Raw genomic sequence first — 16,497 nt, 5'->3', positions numbered from 1 at the left:
GGCCGACACCGAGACGGCCGAGACCGGCCTGCTGCTACCACTGAGCGCCACCTGGTGGACGACCCCCTCGGGAAGCCGAGGACTGACCATCAGGCTCTGGGATCTGGACAACGGCCGACCGGAGGCGGTCACCACCGGACGAGCCGCCGGGGTCGATGCGGCCTTCCGCTACTCCGAGGACGCGACCCTCCTGTGGGGCACCTCGGTGAAGAACATCCTGTCTGGCCCCTTGCGTCTGACGGGCGCCGCGCGCCGGCCCGACGGCGCCCTGGCCCCCTCCAGCCGCACTGCCGTCACCCGCCGCAGCGGGGAGGCCGACTACGACGACGTCGACCTGGAAGCCGTGGCCGAACGTCTTCAACAGGTCTGCTCCGGGCCGGAGGCCGCCCGCTTCGAAGCCCCCGTGGCCCGGGTCCGTCTGATCATGGTCGCCAAGGACGGCCTGGGACCGATCGACATCGACGAGGTCCACCAGCGCTACCTGTGGCCGGTGACGAGCACCGATGGGCACAGGCATCTGCTGACCATGGAGGTCGGCGGTCGGGAGATGCAGATGGTCTCCGACGTGCTGTCCCGCGAGCTTCAGGTGCACGCCATCACCGTCGAGGGCGACCGCCCGGCTGGTGTCTTCGTGCGCGAGCACGGCCGGATCTGCCTTCTGGCGACAACCTTCCCTCCTTCACGCAGCGCCTCCAACCGGGAGTACCGCCGGCTGCGCCGACGTACGGAGCAGATGCACAGCCGGATGCGCACCCAAGCACCGGATAAGAACGGGACGGGCCGGACGCCGATGCGGGCGCTGGCCCTGGACGTGCACGAGGCGCTCACTGCGCTCGCGGCCTCCGGGACGACTCGTCCCACAGGCATGGTGGCGCACGTGCTGCGCACGCGCGCTCGCATGGCCGATGACCTCCAGCTCACCACCCTGGCGGCCGTGCTCGCCGAGGTGGACAACCGGCCGAGCCCCGGTGCCGTACTGCGGGCCTGCGCCGTCGTCGACCGGCTCGACGCCTTGACGCGCTGATACCGCTGAGCGCGCTGATATCACCGGTCCCACTGGTGCCGCTCGCCGGAGCCGGGGGAGTGCTCCCCCGGGTATCGGGGCTGACGGGGAGCACGCGGCTCGCTAACCTCCGAGTGTCTCCGTGAATCGGGGCGGAGGGGGACCACGAGCGAGATCACCTCGCAGGAACCGTCGCGGCGCGATGCCGAACAGCAGAGAAGAACCAGGGGGCACAACAATGTTCGCACTCGCATCCCCGGCACGCAGGCTCGTCTCCCGGGCCCTGGAACCGCTGAAGAATGCGGGGCAGGACATGCACCGGCGCGCGGTCGACTACGTCATTTCCGGCGAGGACCCGCAGATCCTGGACGCCATCGGCTCCTGCCCGGCCGGTTCCGGGACCAGCTCGGCGAGTGCGCAGGTCACCTCCTGGAGTTCAGTGCTTCAGGACCTCAGGCAGGAGGACGAGGCCCCGGCGACCTCAGGGACTGGACGGCGAGACAGCTTGTACAGCAGCAATGCCCTGACCACCGAGCAGTGGGGGCGATTGGGACGCCTACTGGAGGCGATCGATCAAGTCGGCTCGCAGAAGGAGAGTCCGGCGCTCACCATGTTCCCGGCCTGGTTATCCCGGTTGACCGCAGACATGCTCAGCTGCTCCGCCATCGCACGCGAGCACGACCCGAGGGCGCGCCGAGTCCTGGACGAGCCGTTGTCGAGCGCCTCGGTGATGGCCGCCATGCGGCCCGGATGGGACCTCTCGCGTCTTACGGCCCTCCTCGATGACGGCGGCCTCGGCCCCGAGGACTTTCCCGCCGCGATCTTCCTCCTCGCCTTCGCCGAGAGCGGGGGAGCCAGGCGCGACGGGTTCACCTCCCACCGTCTCCTGCCTGTGGCCCTGCCCGGAGTACTGGACTATCTCACCGAGCACGCCCGTGAGCTGCCCACGGAGCTGATGGACCAGCTGAGCCTTGAAGAACGAGCCCGGGTGCTGGCCTGCGCCAGGGCCGATGCGCCATGGGCACTCGCCGGAGCCCACCTGGTCGGTGCACTCGCCGTCGGCTCATCCAAGAGGCTGCGCAAGGAGGCTATCGACATCCTGAAGGGCCTGGATGCATCGACGTGCCGTCAGGTACTGGCACCGGCACTGGCCACGGCGCGGCCGTCCTACGCCGCAGAGCTGGAGGACTTCCTGTTGACCGTCGAGGGTGGAGAGGAACTGCTCGCTCAGGCGGCCGGCTCCAACAAGCGGCTGGGTGACATGATGGCCCGCAGGCAGGCCAACCGGGCGATCCTCGATACCGACGCCACTGGTGGGAGTACCGGTGAGGGCGATGGTGACTCCCAGGACGAGGAGACGGTCGAGCTCGCGCCCCTGCCCGTGATCGACCCGAATGCGGCCGTTGCCGAGCCCGCTGAGCTGCGCCGAGTCGTCGAGCAGGTCATACGGCGCTCGGACTCCTGGGACGCCAGGGCCGACCGGGCCTCGCAGTCCGCACTTGAGAAGCTGGTGGCGGTGGCCGAGGGAAGGAAGCGGAAGCTTCCGATCTTCATGCGCCACCGCTTCGGAGATATGTGGTGGATCATCGACTGCGCCCCGCACCTGAACCCCGCCCATGTTCTGCGCCTCATCCGCGCCCACGTTCTCAAGCCCTACTTCCTCGCTGTGCGCTACTGCGTGGAGTGCGATATCGACCCGCGAGTGCTCCTGCGCCTGATCGACAACCTCGGCCTGAGCAGCCACGAAGTCGATGAGGCCATCGAGGAGATGTCCGCCGCCATTGTCTCCGGAACGCCTCCGCGGCTGGCGTGGCCGTGGTGCGCCGAACATCCCGAGCTGCTGCGCGAGGCCCTCGACAACCCGGCTCGCATCGCCGATGCCTTGAAGATCCTGGCCCAGTTCCCCCGCATCCCGGCCGAGCTCAGGATCCCTGTCGGCGCGATCGCCCTCGGGTCCTCGAAGGTCAACCGGCCCCTGGCGCAACAGGCCCTGCGCACCTACCCGCGGGCGCACGAGCTAGCCGAACAGTCCCTGACATCGAAGTCCCAGGAGGTGCGATCCTGGGCGGCGGACTGGATCCGCTCCCTGGCTGATCCCGCCTCCATCGAACCCCTGCGGACCGCGCTACTCAAGGAGAAGAAACCCGTACCCCGAGCGGCGCTCCTGGCGGCGCTGCGCGACTGCGGCGCCGACAAGGACGAGTTCCTCTCCCCGTCGGTCCTAAGTGCCGAGGCCGCCGAGGGCCTCAAGGCCAAGAGAGCCCCGTCGCTGCGATGGTTTCACATGGGCTCCCTGCCGGCAGTGCGCTGGAGGGACGGCTCCGACGTCGAGCCGCAGATCGTCCAGTGGTGGGTCACGATCGCCGAGAAGCTGAAGAACCCCGACGGCAGGGGGCCGATCGACTTCTACCTCTCCCTGCTGGATCCGTGCGACGCCGCCGTCCTGGCCGCCCACGTCACCCGTGCCTGGGCGGCCCAGGACACCCGTCACCCCGCGGTGGAGGACAGCCGGGAACACGCGGACAGGGTGGGGCGGCAGGAGCACGACCGGGCGCAGGCCTGGCTGCGACGGTGCCGGCAGAGCGCCGCTCAGGCGCGCTTCCTCAAGGAGGCCGAGGAGGAGGCGGCAGTGCCGCTGGAGGCGCGGATCGCCGCCGCCTTCGCACGCCACCAGCGCGAGTATCTGGGATCGGCCGTGGCCAGCAAGGGCCTGCTCGCCTTCTCGGTGCGTATGGACGGCGGGGAGCTGGCGGCCTTCGTGCGCGCCTTCATGCGGGACAACCCCGGTCGGCGCGCCCAGTTCGACGCGCTGGTCCACTGCCTGTACGCCCACTCCAGCAACGAGACGCTGCATGTGCTTCTGAGCATCGCGCGGCGGCACAAGATGCGGGGCATTCAGGCCACCGCAGGCGACCTCGCCAGGGCGGTTGCCGAGGAGCGCGGATGGAGCGATGACGAGCTCGCCGACCGGACCGTACCGACGGCAGGATTCGACGATGACGGCCTCCTGCACCTGTCCTACGGGACCCGGGATTTGACCGGGCGCGTGACCCCTGAGCTCAGGATCGCGCTGTCCGACGCCGACGGAAAGACATACGCCTCCCTGCCCGCCGCCCGGGTGGGTGAGGACGAGGGGCTCGTCAAGGCCGCCAAGAAGCAGCTGACGGCCGCCCGCAAGGAGGCCAAGGCTGTCCTGACCCTCCAGAAGGGGCGCCTGTACGAGGCCATGTGCGCGGGACGGACCTGGAAAGGGGCCCAGTGGCGCGAGTCGCTGGCGGCCCACCCTCTCATGAGGCAGCTCTGCACCCGCCTCATCTGGGCTGTGATCCGCGCCGACGATGCCGTGTCCACAACATTCCGGCTCGCCGAGGACGGCGCCCTCATCGGCGTCGATGACTCCACGATCGATCTTCCCGACGACGCCGACATCGCGCTCGCCTACGGAACCATGCTCAGCCAGAGTCAGTGCAGCGCCTGGCGCGAGCACCTGGCCGACTACGAGGTGACGCCCCTATTCGATCAGTTGACGGCCACCGCCCCCGAGATCGAGCCCGGGCAGAAGGCCTTCACCGACCTGGAAGGGCATCTCACGGACACTTTCGCGTTCCGTACGACGGCGACCAAACGCGGCTACGAGCGCGGCGCCCCGGTGGACGGCAGCTGGTTCGACGACTACGTCAAGGAGTTCACCTCGGCCGGGCTGAGCGCCACCATCCGGTTCACCGGCTCCAACCTGCCCGAGGACAAGATCACCTGCGCCACCCGAGACCTCACCTTCAGGAGCGGGTACCGGACGCTCTCACTGTCCTCGGTGCCCCCGGTACTGCTGGCCGAGTGCTACGCGGACTACGCGGCCCTCGCCGCGCTGGGGGCATTCGACCCGAACTGGGAGAACAAAACCAGGTTGATCTGATCGTGTTCGAGGACGTGGTTCGGGGCGGGAAGGATCCAGGTCCTTCCCGCCCCGAGTGCTATGGGCGCTCGGCCACTTCCCAGCCGTCCCCGAGGTCCTGGAGCCGGCCTCACGATTCTCGACGACATCTCGCGCCCGCACGCCGCCCGCAAGAGTGAGGACAACTGAGGACAGCGAGGTCGCGGCCCGGGCCAGGCGCCGTCCGACTCCGACCCGCAAGGAGGCGGCCGCTGTCCTCAAGGTCCGGAGGGGGCGTCTGTACGAGGCCATGCGTATGGGGCGCGCCTGGCCGGCTCCGCTGTTGCGAGTGCTATTCGCCGGCCACCGGTGGCCGGGTTTCCGGTAGCTCGCATGGCCTAGATGGCCCATAGCCGGGATGAGGGAGTGCGAAACGGTGAGTCCGCCGCCGTTCGGCTTGACGGTACCTCCCCTCTGTGTCACTGTATTAGTGCAGTAATACAGGCGGTCTGATGAGGTCGCCTGTGCTGTGCTCATGAGCAGTACCCGTACCCGACCACTAGGAGAGCCATGGATCTCGACGACTCCCGTCCGATCTGGGTTCAGCTGGCCGACGTCTTCCGCCGCCGGATCGTCTCCGGCCAGTGGCCCCCGGGCACCAAGGTTCCCAGCGTGCGCGAGCTCGCCGCGGACACCGGCGTCAACCCCAACACCGTCCAGCGGGCGCTGGGCGCGCTGGATCGCGAGGGGCTCACCGCGGCAGAACGGACTGCCGGGCGCTTCGTCACCACCAGGAAAAGCGTCATCAACTTCGTTCGCCGGAACCTGGCCTCCGGGGCCACGGACGCCTACATCGACACCCTCACCGCCATCGGCATGGACCTGGACCAGACCACGGCGCTCCTCACCGAGCGCTGGTGGGCCCCGGACCGCCAGGGCCGCCAGACAACAGGAGATGCGTCATGAGCGCACAGACCCTCAGCACAACCACCACCATCCCCTCCCTCGACGGCGCCGCACCGCTGGTCGTCGTCGAGAACCTCACCAAGACCTTCCGGGGCCTGCCTGCGCTGGACGGGCTGAGTCTCGAGCTGCCTCCCGGGCGGATCATCGGCCTCATGGGCTCCAACGGCTCGGGCAAGACCACACTGCTCAAGATCCTGGCCGGAGTCCTGGCCGACTACGACGGCCGGGTCCGTATCGCCGGACACGATCCCGGTCCCGAGTCCAAGGCGCTCGTCTCCTTCCTCCCCGATGCGAGCTTCCTGGCCCCCGGTCTGACCGCCCCGGCCGCCATCGCCCAGTACCGGCGATTCTTCTCCGACTTCGACGCGGACAAGGCCGCCGAGCTCGTGCGCTTCTTCAACCTGCCGACTCACCGCACCCTCAAGGAGATGAGCAAGGGCATGGGGGAGAAGCTGCGCATCAGCCTGGCCATGTCGCGCCGGGTCCGCGTCTATCTCCTCGATGAGCCAATCTCCGGAGTCGATCCCGCCGCCCGTGACGTCATCCTCGACGGCATCCTGCGCGACTTCAACCCCGAGGCTCTCATGCTGATCTCCACCCACCTCATTGCCGACGTCGAACCCATCATCGACTCCGCCGTCTTCCTCAAGGACGGCCGCCTGCTGATGGCCGGTGACGCCGATGACCTGCGCCAGGATCACGGTATGAGCCTGGACACCCTGTTCAGGAAGGAGTACCACTGATGTTCACCACACTGCTCATGGAAGAGGCCCGTACCCAGGCTCGGCGCAATGCAGGAGTCGTGGGGATCGTGGCGGTCATCGCCGTCGGCTCCATACTTCTGAGCCTGCTCGAGCTTCCCGTGCTCTCCTCGATGCTGCTTGTTGCCGCGTTCGTGGCGCTCGTGGCCATGCCCGCCGTCGTGAGCGTCCAGATCGGTATCGAGTACTGGGCTTCCATGTACGGCGCCCGCGGCTATCTCACCATGAGCCTGCCGGTGAGGGGACGCACCTTGTTCGCCGCCAAGACGCTGTACGCCGTCATTGCGGTGCTGGCGTCGGTCGCGGTGGCGACGCTCCTGATGGTCGGCTGGTTCGCTGCCTACGCGCACCTGCTCGGTATCACGCTGGGAGAGTTTTTCGAACCGGTGCGTCAGCTGATCAGCATGGTGGGAACCGACATGCTCGTCTTCTACGGGCTGACCATGGTGGAGGGCGTCGTCGCGACGATCATTGAGGTCGCCGCGGTGATGAGCATCGGGGCGCAGGGGCGCTGGAACCGGTTCGGTTTCGGGGCGCCCGCAGCCGGCCTGGTCATCCTGTACACGGTCAACCAGCTCGTGGCCCTGGTCGCCACGATGCTGCTGCCGCTGTCGCTCGATGTGACCAGCGGGCGGATCGTCACACGCATGATGCTCCCGCAGTTCATTGAGGCTATCCGCACGAACCAGGAACCGCAGCTGGTGGGAATCGGTTCCCCAGTGGCGGCGCTGATTCTGGTCGCAATCCTGGTCTGGTGGGCGGTGCGAGCGATCGAGCGGCACACCTGCCTGCGCTGATCGCTGCCCGATGAGCCCGGCGCACGTGTGCCCGGGGCGCGGTGACTACTCCGTGGCCCCGGGCACCGTCGCGTCGCCGATTTTGGGCGCGGCCGCGTCGAAGGCGGCCGCGACGACGTCGGCATAGTCGGCCGGGTTCACCAGGGCGATTCCCTGGGCGCGGTCCGCCAGGAGGAGCAGGCTGTCCCCCGGGGCCAGGTTGAAGATCTCCCGGACCTCCTTGGGGATGACGATCTGCGACTTGGGGCCGAGCTTGACGGTGGCGATGTAGCGCCCCGGATTCTGGGCAGGGAGATCGGACGGGGCGCCGGGCTGCTTGTCCGACGGAGAGTCGGCGGGCGTGTCGGCTGGCATAGTGGGAGGTCCCTTTCCTGCTGGTGCTGTTGGGCTCCGGGATTCCCCTTAACCCTAGCTCTTCCGCGCGATGACGGCGCGGTGGGAGCCCAAGGGGCGGCCGGGCTGTCAGGCGACGGCCCGGCCGGAGGCCCGAGCGGAGGCGACGGTGGCCTGGGCGAGGACCTGATCGCCGTCGGCACCGCCGTAGACGACCAGGCTCTGACCGGCGGCGACGCCGCGCAGGGGGGTGTTCAGCTCGGCGTTCAGGAGGCCCGATGCCTCATCGACGCGGACCTTTGCCGGAACCGGGCGGCCGTGGGCGCGCACCTGGACGCTGGCCTCCTGCCAGCCGACGGCGGGGGAGTCGTTGGGGGCGGATGCGGCGTTGATGGGCAGATCGGCGAGCGGCTCGGGCTCGGCCAGCAGGACGAGCCCGTCGCCGTCGACCGTGGTACGGCTGAGCAGCTCCTCCGGGCCAACGACCACCTCGTTGGTGGCCGGGCGGGTCTCGATGACGTAGCGGGGGCGGCCGTCGTCGGCCGGGCGGGACAGGCCCAGGCCCTTGCGCTGGCCGACGGTGAAGCCGAAGTAGCCCTGGTGGGTACCCAGGACCTCGCCGTCGGGCGAGACCATGGCGCCCTCGTGGGCGCCGAGCGAGCGGGTCAGGAAGCCTCTCGTGTCGCCGTCGGCCACGAAGCAGATGTCGTAGGAGTCCGGCTTGGAAGCCACCGGTAGACTGCGGGCCTCGGCCTCGGCGCGCACCTGTGCCTTGGAGGGCGCGTCGCCCAGCGGGAAGAGGGCGCGGGCCAGGCCCTCGCGGCCGGAGACCGCCAGCACATAGGACTGGTCCTTGGCGGCGTCGACGGCGCGGCGCAGGATCAGGCCGGAAGTGTCGCCGGGGCGGCCGGAGGCGGCGCCGCCGCTTAAGCGCGCGTAGTGGCCGGTGGCGACGGCGTCGAAGCCCAGGGCCAGGGCGCGCTCCAGGAGGGCGTCGAACTTGACGCGCTCGTTGCAGCGCACGCAGGGGTTGGGGGTGCGCCCGGCGCGGTACTCGTCGAGGAAGTCGGCCACGACGCGCTCTTCGAACTCCTCGGACAGGTCCCACACGTAGAAGGGGATACCCAGGATCTGGGCGGCCCAGCGGGCGTCGGCGGAGTCCTCGATGGAGCAGCAGCCGCGCGATCCCGTACGGGTCTGGGCCCGGTTGCGGGTCAGGGCCATGTGGACCCCGACGACCTCGTGCCCGGCGTCGACGGCGCGCGCGGCCGCGACGGCGGAGTCGACTCCGCCGGACAGGGCGGCCAGGACGCGCACGGGGGTCTCCTTCACAGCTACGGCTACGGCCGTGGCAGGCTACCGCAGGTCGACGGCGATGGGGGAACCGGGAGAACACAGGCGACGTTGTGGTGACCGGCATAGGGTGGTGGAGAGGAAGGGGGTGATGACTGACGAGTACGCCGTCGATTCCCGCAGCTCCGCCCGGATGCTGCGCGATCAGCGTTGAGATGACGAGGGACTGCCACTGGTTCGGTCGTCCGTGTCAATCGCATTCAGGTTTGTTTCTTCAAGAAGGAGGCGCAGTGTTTAATTTATGGTTCGTTCTTTCGATAGCTGTCTTGGTCCTGCTGCCGCTGCTGATCATTCTGATTGTGGTGGGCGGCCGGAGGCGGTCGACGAAGAAGCGGGAGCGCCGGTAGTCCCCTAGAACCTGAGGACTGCCGGTCGAGCTCATACATTCGGAGAGCTACGCTATCCCGGCCGTCGTCCCCGGCACGTAGCTGACCGGATCGAGTTGTTTCGATTGCCGGCGCTGCAACGGAACCCACCGCCACCAGGTGACGCACCGCCATGCCCACTCCAGGGGGCCGTAGGCGAACCGGGAGAGCCAAAGACGGCAGAACACCCATTGGATGGGCAGAACTGCGGCAGCGACGATGAGGCCGGGAATCACGTCTTGGGTGGAGCGCGAATCGAGCAGCACTCCCGCCGGCACCATGACGAAGGAAGCGGTGACGTAGCAGGTCAGCGCCATGCGGCCCAGGGGCTCGAATACCGCGCTCAGGGCCCGCCGCACCGGGGTGCGCCAGAGCAGCGCCAGAAGGCAGACATAGAGACAGGCCATGAGTCCTCCGGCGACTCCTCCCGCCGTGAAGAATCGGGGATCACCGCCCTCGGCGACCTGCCAGGGGATCGCGGCCGCACTGGCGGCTGCGAATACGAGCGTCGCCGCTCCGATCCGACGGTCGGCGTGCTCGAGCCGTGCCGGAAGGCCGTAGGCCTGGGCCGCCGATCCCAGAAGGAACAGCCCGGGCAGCGATAGTGCCCCTCCTCCTGTGAATGCGTAGGCGCCGATCGTCGCCAGCAGACCGAGTACCAGACGCACGGAGCGCGGGACCTTGAGGATGAATGGCAAGAGGATGACTCCCGCAACAGCGTAGTCGCGCAGTATCTCGCCGGGATAGAGGATCGAGTGGAGTAGCCCGATCACCAGGAGGGCGGCCAGGCGGCGCAGCAGGATTTTCCAGGCGGGGGCGCCCCGGCGGATCGCGGAATCGATGACGAACCCCATGCTCATTCCGAACATGAAGGAGAAGATCGGTACGAAGCGGGTCGCCACCAGGAAGTTCAGGACGTTCTCCGCCAACGGGATGGCTTGGAAGGGCCGGACCGGGACGTCATACCCCAGGCACATGAGATCGGCGGCGTTGACGAGGAGAATGCCTGCGACGGCGAAGCCGCGCAAGGAGTCGAGGAAATGGAACCGGTTGCTGGTACTCATGGAGCCGACCGTAGAGCCCGACGACGGTCATCGTGACTGATGAGGGCCAGTTTCCACCTGGGGTTGCAAGGTGTCGGGGCGATTTCCAACCCGGGGACGCGCAACCCGGTGCCGGATTACCCACCCACGCGCACGAGTCCGCTCTCGTAGGCCAGCACAATGAGCTGGGCCCGGTCCCGTAGTTCCAGCTTGTGCAGGATCCGGTTGAGGTGGGACTTGATCGTCGACTCGGCCAGGACGAGGTGCTGGGCGATCTCGGCGTTGCTCATGGCGCGTCCGACCAGCGTGACGATCTCCTTCTCCCGATCGGACAGAGCACCGATGGAGTCTTTGTGCACGGTGCCGGCTCCGTGCTCCCAGGGGCCGGCTGGGCCTGCGGTGTGACCGGCAGGGGTGAACCACCGCTTCAGCAGCCGGCGCGTGGCCGACGGCGCCACCACCGAGTCTCCTCGGGCCACGGCGCGGATACCGGCCAGGAGCTCGGGCGCCGTCGAGTCCTTGAGCAGGAAGCCCGAGGCCCCGGCCCGCATCGCCGCCACGAGGTAGTCGTCCAGATCGAAGGTGGTCAGGATGAGCACCTTCAGGTCGGGGTGGCTGTCCAGAACCGCGTGGGTGGCGGAGATGCCGTCCAAGGTGGGCATCCTGATATCCATGAGGACGATGTCGGGCTGAGCGGCCTTGACCATGGGAAGAACACCAACGCCATCGGAGGCCTGGCCGACCACGCACATGTCCTTCTGGGCATCGAGAATCATGCGGAAGCCGGAACGGACCAGGTCCTGATCGTCCACCAGCGCAATGCGCAGAGTTCGGGTCATATCGGTTTTCCTCCTGGGTTCACGACTGTCGACTGAGGGGCCTCGGAGGGAATGCGGGCGCGCACGATGAATCCTCCCCCGGGGCCCGGGCCCGCCTCCAGGGAGCCGCCGACCGCCGCCAGGCGTTGGCGCAGGTTCACCAGTCCCTGGCCCCCGCCGGTATCCGCGGGCTTCTGCTGGGACGACGGGAGGCGGCCGCCGACCCTCGGGGCAGGCACCCCGGTGCCGGGAGCGCTGGGCTGATCGGCGACGGTCAGGACGACCTCCTTGTGAGCCTCGTCGTCACGGTACTCCAGCCTCACCTCGACCGCGGCCGCCTCGGCGTGCTTGAGCACGTTGGTCAGAGACTCCTGCGTCGTTCGGTACAGGGCGAGCTCCGCCTGCGCGCTGAGCGGACTGCGGCCTCCCGTCTGCTCTCCCTCACTGATCAGCCGGTCGTCCACTGACAGGGTGACCGGCAGCCCGGTCGCACGGACGTCGTCGACGATCCTGGGCAGATCGGCGATCCTCGGGACCGGACGCAGCGGCGTCTCGGTGACCGGGGAGGCGGGCCGGGCATCGTCGGGCTCAGCGGGTTCTGCGGCGCTTCGGTGCTCTTTCGATTGCGGGGGAGAGGCCAGAGTGCGGGTCAGGCTGCGGGTGTCGGCCAGGGCCGAATGCGCGGTCGCCCGGATCTGCCCGAGCGCCTGAGCCGCCTGCTCCAGTCGCTCGTCGGCGGGGAGGTCGATGTCCTCGGAGCCGGCCGCCAGGTAGTGGCCCGCCTCGGCCTGCACGGCGATCAGCGCCAGGGCGTGTCCGACGACGTCGTGAACCTCCCTGGCGATCTCGTTGCGCAGCGCGGCGTCGTGCGCAGCCCGGCGCTGCTCCTCCGCCGTCAGGCGGCTGGCCCGCAGCTGGCGGCGCTGCGTCACGAATCTTCCCAGGCCCCAGGCGATGGCGGCGCTGCACAGCTGTGCGAAGGAGGCCTGCGCCATGTCCTGGGCCCAGAGGGAGAGCGGGACGATTCCCAGCTCATCCCGGTTCCAGTCCCACGCCCCCAGCGTCGAGCCGACGACGACGGCTATGGCCCACACCGGCGCGAGCTCCCGTTCGCCCCACCGGCCTGCCGCGTACAGGGACACGACGATCGTCAGATCCGCGGGCAGCGGGGCGTCGGTGACGCCGAGCTGGAGTGCGCACAGCACAAGATGGACGCCGAGGACGGCGTCGGGCTTCTCTCGGCGCCACCGCAGCACGATGACTGCCAGCGCGGCACCAGCCGTGATGCCCCAGGAGCCGGCGGAGACCTGCCATGTGCCCACGATCGCGAAGAGCATGAGAACGCCGGCGCCCACGGCTCGCACGCAGCGGGTCACGATGCGTCTGTTCTGCCTGGGCATGCCCTCACTATGGCAGAGAGTTTCGGGCGATAACAGCGTTTCGCCGCCGGAGTCAACCCGCAATATCGTCGTGTCATATGTGTCGTAGGTCAGGTGTAGATATGAGGACGTAAGCCGATTGGCCAACTCAATGAGGAGTGATTCGTATGTCAAGTTGCAGTTCCTTCGGGAACTGCACTTCACTGAGGCAGGCGGGAATTGAGATGCCCTATTTCGGCTTTCGATTCCCGTCTGCCGCCTCATGTGTCACCCCACAGGCGCGCCCGGCCCCCTCCAGGGCACCGGGCAAGGCGGTGAACAACCGGTCGCGTCGACGGCGCTCGCGGCCGCGACGACGGAGTCGACTCCGCCGGACAGGGAGGCCAAGACGTGCACGAGGATCTCCTTCAGGCAGACGGGTAGTCGTCACTACGACTGTGGCAGGCAATCGCAGGGCGACCGCGACGGGGCAACCGGAAGAACCCAGGGGATCTTGCGGTGACCGGCACAGGACGGCGCTGAGGAAGGAACTGTCATGACTGACGAGTACGCCATTGACGCCCGCAGCTTCTCCCAGCCCCTGCACGATCAGCGTCGAGATGATGAAGGACTACCACCGGATTCTCAAGCGGGGGACCGCCGATGCGAGGCGGCCGTCGTTCGCCGGCGGGGACTGCAAACGTGTTCCCAACGTGGCGGGAGGACGTGAGACAGGCTCATTGAGCGGCGAACTCGTGTCCTGCGCGAATGAGGTCCCTGAGCCAGCCGCTCTCCGCTGCCTCCATCGTCTTGACGACGACGTGGTGATTCCACCTGTTCGCGCTGACTTGGTCGACGCGGTGGAAGTGCGGATCCTCCATGGAGCGGTCGAGTCTCACGTTCAGGAACAGGGTGCCGTCGGCCGTCTTCTCATAGGCCCAGACCCATAGGAACTTCCGGTTGACGGAGAAGCTCACCTGGGCCGTCAGGTGCTTCGTGACGGCGCCAAGCGACATGACATAGGACTCGATTGCGGTGTACATGGCGGCCGATGCCGGCTTGCCGCTGAAGTCGCCGATCATCTTGTTCGAGGCGGTTGGCATGCGATTCTCCTCGGCACTTGTTGACTTGGATACGGTTAAAAGTGTTCCCCTGCCGTCTTGTGTGTTGCCTTCCAAGCGCGCCTGGCCCCCTCTCGGGCGGCGGGCAGAGCGGAGAGCAGACGCTCGACGTCGTCGGGACTCGTCTCCCGGCCCAGGGAGCAGCGCAGCGTGGAGCGGGCCGGCCCCTCCTCGAAGCCCATCGCCAGCATCACATGGCTCGGCTGAGCGACCCCGGCGTGACAGGCCGATCCCGCCGATGCATCAATACCCGCCATATCCAGGGCCATGAGCAGCGCCTCGGCCTGCGCATCCTCGAACCACAGGTGGGCGGTCGAGGGCAGGTGAGCAACCCCCGCAGGGAGCGTGGCATGCACGCCATCCAGGGCAGCGACCGCCTGCAGGAGCCTGTCCCGCAGCGCTCCCAGGCGCGCAGCCTCAGCCTCGCGCTCGCCCACCGCCAGCTCCACGGCCAGTGCCAGGGCCCGGGCCCCCACGACATCCTGCGTGCCCGAGCGGATGCCCCGCTCCTGGCCACCCCCGCCCGTCACCGGCCTCAGCTCCAGATCGCGGCGAACCACCAGAGCTCCCACCCCTACCGGCGCGCCCAGCTTGTGGCCGCTCAGGCTCATGGCATCCAGCCCCCACCCGTGGAAGTCCACGGCCGTCTTGCCCAGGGCCGCCACGACATCGGAGTGCACCGGCACGTAGCCAGGCCGCCCGGGGCGCTCGACCCCCGTGGCGCGGCGCACCTCGCCGACCACCGCAGCCATGTCCTGGACCACCCCGGTCTCATTATTGGCCGCCATGACCGACACCAGGCTCACCGGCGCAGCAGGATCCTGACCAGAGGGCGCGAGCGCAGCGGCCACAGACCCGAGGACCACTCGACCGGCGCCGTCGACCTCCAGCACGCTCACATCCGCACCCAGCTGCTCGGCGGCGGTGCGCGCGGATTCCAGCACCGCCGGATGCTCGATGGGGGAGACCACCAATCGCCCGCCGGGCACGGCGCGCGCCCGGCCGGCGATCACCAGCGCGCTGGCCTCGGTGCCGCCGGAAGTCAGGACCACCTCATGGGCGTTAACCCCGAGGGCCTGGGCGATCCTGGCGCGCGCCTGGGCCAGCAGACCCGCGACCCGCCGGCCTGAGGCGTGCTGGGAGCTGGGATTGGCCCACCCGCCCAGCCCCTCGGCCAAATCCTGTGCCATCTGCTCGGCCACCTGGGGGCGGATAGGGCTGGAGGCGGCGTGATCGAGGTAGGCGCGCGCGGGCATGCCTCCACCCTAGTTGCACATCTTCGGATCGGGGCCAACGGGATCATACGGACAACTCGGGGATGGCCGGCCAGAACCCGCCTGGAGATGCGCTGCGGGGCAGGGGCGGGCCATTAGGGTGGACGGGCTGGAGTAGGGCGCCGAGCGCGGGGAGGCGGGCGCCCTCATCATGCTCGGGGCGGGCGAGAGCCGGTCCTTCACTATGACCACGGGACTCAAGGAGAACTGACATGGCAGCCGATCGCACCAACCTCACAGGCGCCGCGAGCAGTGCCGACGGGGACGGCAACGACATCGCCGTCATCGGGTCCAGCAATATGGATCTCATCACCTACATCACCCGCATGCCCGGCGAGGGCGAGACCGTAGAGGCGCCCGACTTCGCCATGGGCTTCGGCGGCAAGGGCGCCAACCAGGCAGTCAGCGCCTCCAGACTGGGCTCACGGGTGCTCATGCTCACCCGGGTCGGCAATGACCTCTTCGCCGAGAGCACTATCGAGAACTACCGGCGCAACGGCATCGATACCACCCATGTCCTGTCCACCGAGGCCGCCAGCGGGGTGGCGCCGATCTTCGTCGATGAGGAGTCGCGCAACTCCATCCTCATCGTCAAGGGGGCCAACGCCCTGCTCAGTCCGCAGGATGTGCGTCGGGCTGAGGCCCGGATCGCCGCCTGCCGGCTCATCGTCCTGCAGCTCGAGATCCCCCTGGAGACGGTCTATGAGGCGGTGGCCCTGGGCAAGCGCCACTCCATCCCCGTGCTGCTCAACCCGGCCCCGGCCCAGCCCGACCTGGAGCTGGAGAAGGTGCGCGACTGCCAGTACATCGTGCCCAATGAGAGCGAGCTGTCCCTGCTGACCGGCATGCCCGTGGACAGCCTCGACGACGTGCGCAATGCCGCGGCGGTCCTGCTGGAGGTGGGCATCGCCAATGTCATCGTCACTCTGGGCTCGCGCGGCGCCCTGTGGATGACCCGCACCGAGGACCGGCTCATTCCCGGTGTGGCGGTCGAGGCGCGCGACACCACCGGCGCGGGGGATGCCTTCATCGGCTGCTTCAGCCACTTCCTGGTCTCCACCGGCGATACGGCCGCCTCCCTGGAGATGGCCAACCGCTACTCGGCAGACTCGGTGACCAAGCGGGGCACTCAGTCCTCCTACGCCTCCAAAGAGGAGTTCGAGGAGATCCTGCGGGGGTAGGCCCTCCACGATGCTCCCCGCATGAAAGGCCGGCGCAGGACATCTGCGCCCGCCCGCAGCGCGACCGGGCCCACTGCCGGGAGTCGATGCTCTTCCCCCATCCGTATAGGTGTGCCTATGTGCGCTCCTCTTCTCCGGGTGGGAGAGTGAGGCCATGCGCATCGACCAGCTCGCCCTGTCCCGCTCCGCCACCGACCGCGACGCCGAACGGCGCAGCGAGCCCGGGCTGCTGGAGCGCCTCGCGGCCGACCCC

General features: G+C 68.6%; 12 protein-coding genes and 1 pseudogene. 6 read left to right on the top strand and 7 right to left on the bottom strand.

Features of this window, described 5'->3' with window-relative positions; translation table 11 throughout:
* The 5 genes and pseudogenes from HMPREF0975_RS01715 to HMPREF0975_RS01695 form a co-directional block, all read left to right on the top strand.
* Positions 1 to 1,024: pseudogene (locus HMPREF0975_RS01715) on the top strand (hypothetical protein); the annotation flags it as partial.
* A gap of 217 nt (positions 1,025 to 1,241) precedes the next feature.
* A complete protein-coding gene (locus HMPREF0975_RS01710; protein ID WP_009232374.1) occupies positions 1,242 to 4,916 on the top strand; it encodes a DUF4132 domain-containing protein in 3,675 nt (1,224 codons plus the stop codon).
* Between the two features lie 528 nt (positions 4,917 to 5,444).
* On the top strand, positions 5,445 to 5,840 hold the full coding sequence (locus tag HMPREF0975_RS01705; protein WP_009232373.1) for a GntR family transcriptional regulator: 396 nt from the start codon (positions 5,445 to 5,447) through the stop codon (positions 5,838 to 5,840).
* The gene (locus HMPREF0975_RS01700) at positions 5,837 to 6,583 is read left to right on the top strand and encodes an ABC transporter ATP-binding protein (protein ID WP_009232372.1); all 747 of its coding nucleotides are present in this window, start codon (positions 5,837 to 5,839) and stop codon (positions 6,581 to 6,583) included. Before HMPREF0975_RS01705 ends, HMPREF0975_RS01700 begins: the two co-directional genes overlap by 4 nt.
* Entirely contained in the window at positions 6,583 to 7,398 is an 816-nt protein-coding gene (locus HMPREF0975_RS01695; protein WP_009232371.1) for a hypothetical protein, read from the top strand. The genes HMPREF0975_RS01700 and HMPREF0975_RS01695 overlap by 1 nt, the downstream gene beginning before the upstream one ends.
* Positions 7,399 to 7,443: 45 nt before the next feature.
* On the opposite strand, the gene HMPREF0975_RS01690 is transcribed toward HMPREF0975_RS01695, so the two are convergent.
* From HMPREF0975_RS01690 to HMPREF0975_RS01660, 7 genes are all read right to left on the bottom strand, one after another.
* A complete protein-coding gene (locus HMPREF0975_RS01690; protein WP_009232370.1) occupies positions 7,444 to 7,752 on the bottom strand; it encodes an AbrB/MazE/SpoVT family DNA-binding domain-containing protein in 309 nt (102 codons plus the stop codon).
* A gap of 108 nt (positions 7,753 to 7,860) precedes the next feature.
* On the bottom strand, positions 7,861 to 9,048 hold the full coding sequence (gene mnmA / locus HMPREF0975_RS01685) for a tRNA 2-thiouridine(34) synthase MnmA (protein WP_009232369.1): 1,188 nt from the start codon (positions 9,046 to 9,048) through the stop codon (positions 7,861 to 7,863).
* Between the two features lie 430 nt (positions 9,049 to 9,478).
* Positions 9,479 to 10,513 carry a DUF418 domain-containing protein gene (locus HMPREF0975_RS01680; RefSeq protein ID WP_009232368.1) on the bottom strand — a complete coding sequence of 345 codons (1,035 nt, stop codon included), beginning with the start codon at positions 10,511 to 10,513 and terminating at the stop codon, positions 9,479 to 9,481.
* A 116-nt stretch (positions 10,514 to 10,629) separates the two neighbouring features.
* Positions 10,630 to 11,331 (bottom strand): response regulator transcription factor, encoded by a 702-nt coding sequence (locus HMPREF0975_RS01675; RefSeq protein ID WP_009232367.1) that lies wholly within the window; start codon positions 11,329 to 11,331, stop codon positions 10,630 to 10,632.
* On the bottom strand, positions 11,328 to 12,710 hold the full coding sequence (locus tag HMPREF0975_RS01670) for a sensor histidine kinase (RefSeq protein ID WP_049939315.1): 1,383 nt from the start codon (positions 12,708 to 12,710) through the stop codon (positions 11,328 to 11,330). Before HMPREF0975_RS01670 ends, HMPREF0975_RS01675 begins: the two co-directional genes overlap by 4 nt.
* Before the next feature lie 695 nt (positions 12,711 to 13,405).
* A complete protein-coding gene (locus tag HMPREF0975_RS01665; protein ID WP_009232365.1) occupies positions 13,406 to 13,771 on the bottom strand; it encodes a DUF5655 domain-containing protein in 366 nt (121 codons plus the stop codon).
* A gap of 35 nt (positions 13,772 to 13,806) precedes the next feature.
* Positions 13,807 to 15,045 (bottom strand): cysteine desulfurase family protein, encoded by a 1,239-nt coding sequence (locus HMPREF0975_RS01660; RefSeq protein ID WP_009232364.1) that lies wholly within the window; start codon positions 15,043 to 15,045, stop codon positions 13,807 to 13,809.
* A 230-nt stretch (positions 15,046 to 15,275) separates the two neighbouring features.
* Here HMPREF0975_RS01660 and rbsK point away from each other — a divergent pair, with 230 nt between their 5' ends.
* Positions 15,276 to 16,244, top strand: a complete 969-nt coding sequence (gene rbsK / locus HMPREF0975_RS01655) for a ribokinase (protein ID WP_009232363.1) — start codon at positions 15,276 to 15,278, stop codon at positions 16,242 to 16,244.
* Positions 16,245 to 16,497 lie beyond the last annotated feature (253 nt).

Origin of the sequence: Actinomyces sp. oral taxon 849 str. F0330 (assembly GCF_000239715.1) — a bacterium.
GTDB lineage: Bacteria > Actinomycetota > Actinomycetes > Actinomycetales > Actinomycetaceae > Actinomyces > Actinomyces johnsonii.
The sequence above is the reverse complement of the archived record's forward strand: the minus strand, read 5'-3'. Positions and strand labels throughout refer to the sequence as shown.

Coding starts and splice junctions, on each gene's coding strand:
- HMPREF0975_RS01675 (WP_009232367.1), bottom strand. CDS start 11,331: ATGACCCGAACTCTGCGCATTGCGCTGGTGGACGATCAGGACCTGGTC.
- HMPREF0975_RS01700 (WP_009232372.1), top strand. CDS start 5,837: ATGAGCGCACAGACCCTCAGCACAACCACCACCATCCCCTCCCTCGAC.
- rbsK (WP_009232363.1), top strand. CDS start 15,276: ATGGCAGCCGATCGCACCAACCTCACAGGCGCCGCGAGCAGTGCCGAC.
- HMPREF0975_RS01680 (WP_009232368.1), bottom strand. CDS start 10,513: ATGAGTACCAGCAACCGGTTCCATTTCCTCGACTCCTTGCGCGGCTTC.
- HMPREF0975_RS01665 (WP_009232365.1), bottom strand. CDS start 13,771: ATGCCAACCGCCTCGAACAAGATGATCGGCGACTTCAGCGGCAAGCCG.
- HMPREF0975_RS01695 (WP_009232371.1), top strand. CDS start 6,583: ATGTTCACCACACTGCTCATGGAAGAGGCCCGTACCCAGGCTCGGCGC.
- HMPREF0975_RS01705 (WP_009232373.1), top strand. CDS start 5,445: ATGGATCTCGACGACTCCCGTCCGATCTGGGTTCAGCTGGCCGACGTC.
- HMPREF0975_RS01670 (WP_049939315.1), bottom strand. CDS start 12,710: ATGCCCAGGCAGAACAGACGCATCGTGACCCGCTGCGTGCGAGCCGTG.
- HMPREF0975_RS01690 (WP_009232370.1), bottom strand. CDS start 7,752: ATGCCAGCCGACACGCCCGCCGACTCTCCGTCGGACAAGCAGCCCGGC.
- HMPREF0975_RS01710 (WP_009232374.1), top strand. CDS start 1,242: ATGTTCGCACTCGCATCCCCGGCACGCAGGCTCGTCTCCCGGGCCCTG.
- HMPREF0975_RS01660 (WP_009232364.1), bottom strand. CDS start 15,045: ATGCCCGCGCGCGCCTACCTCGATCACGCCGCCTCCAGCCCTATCCGC.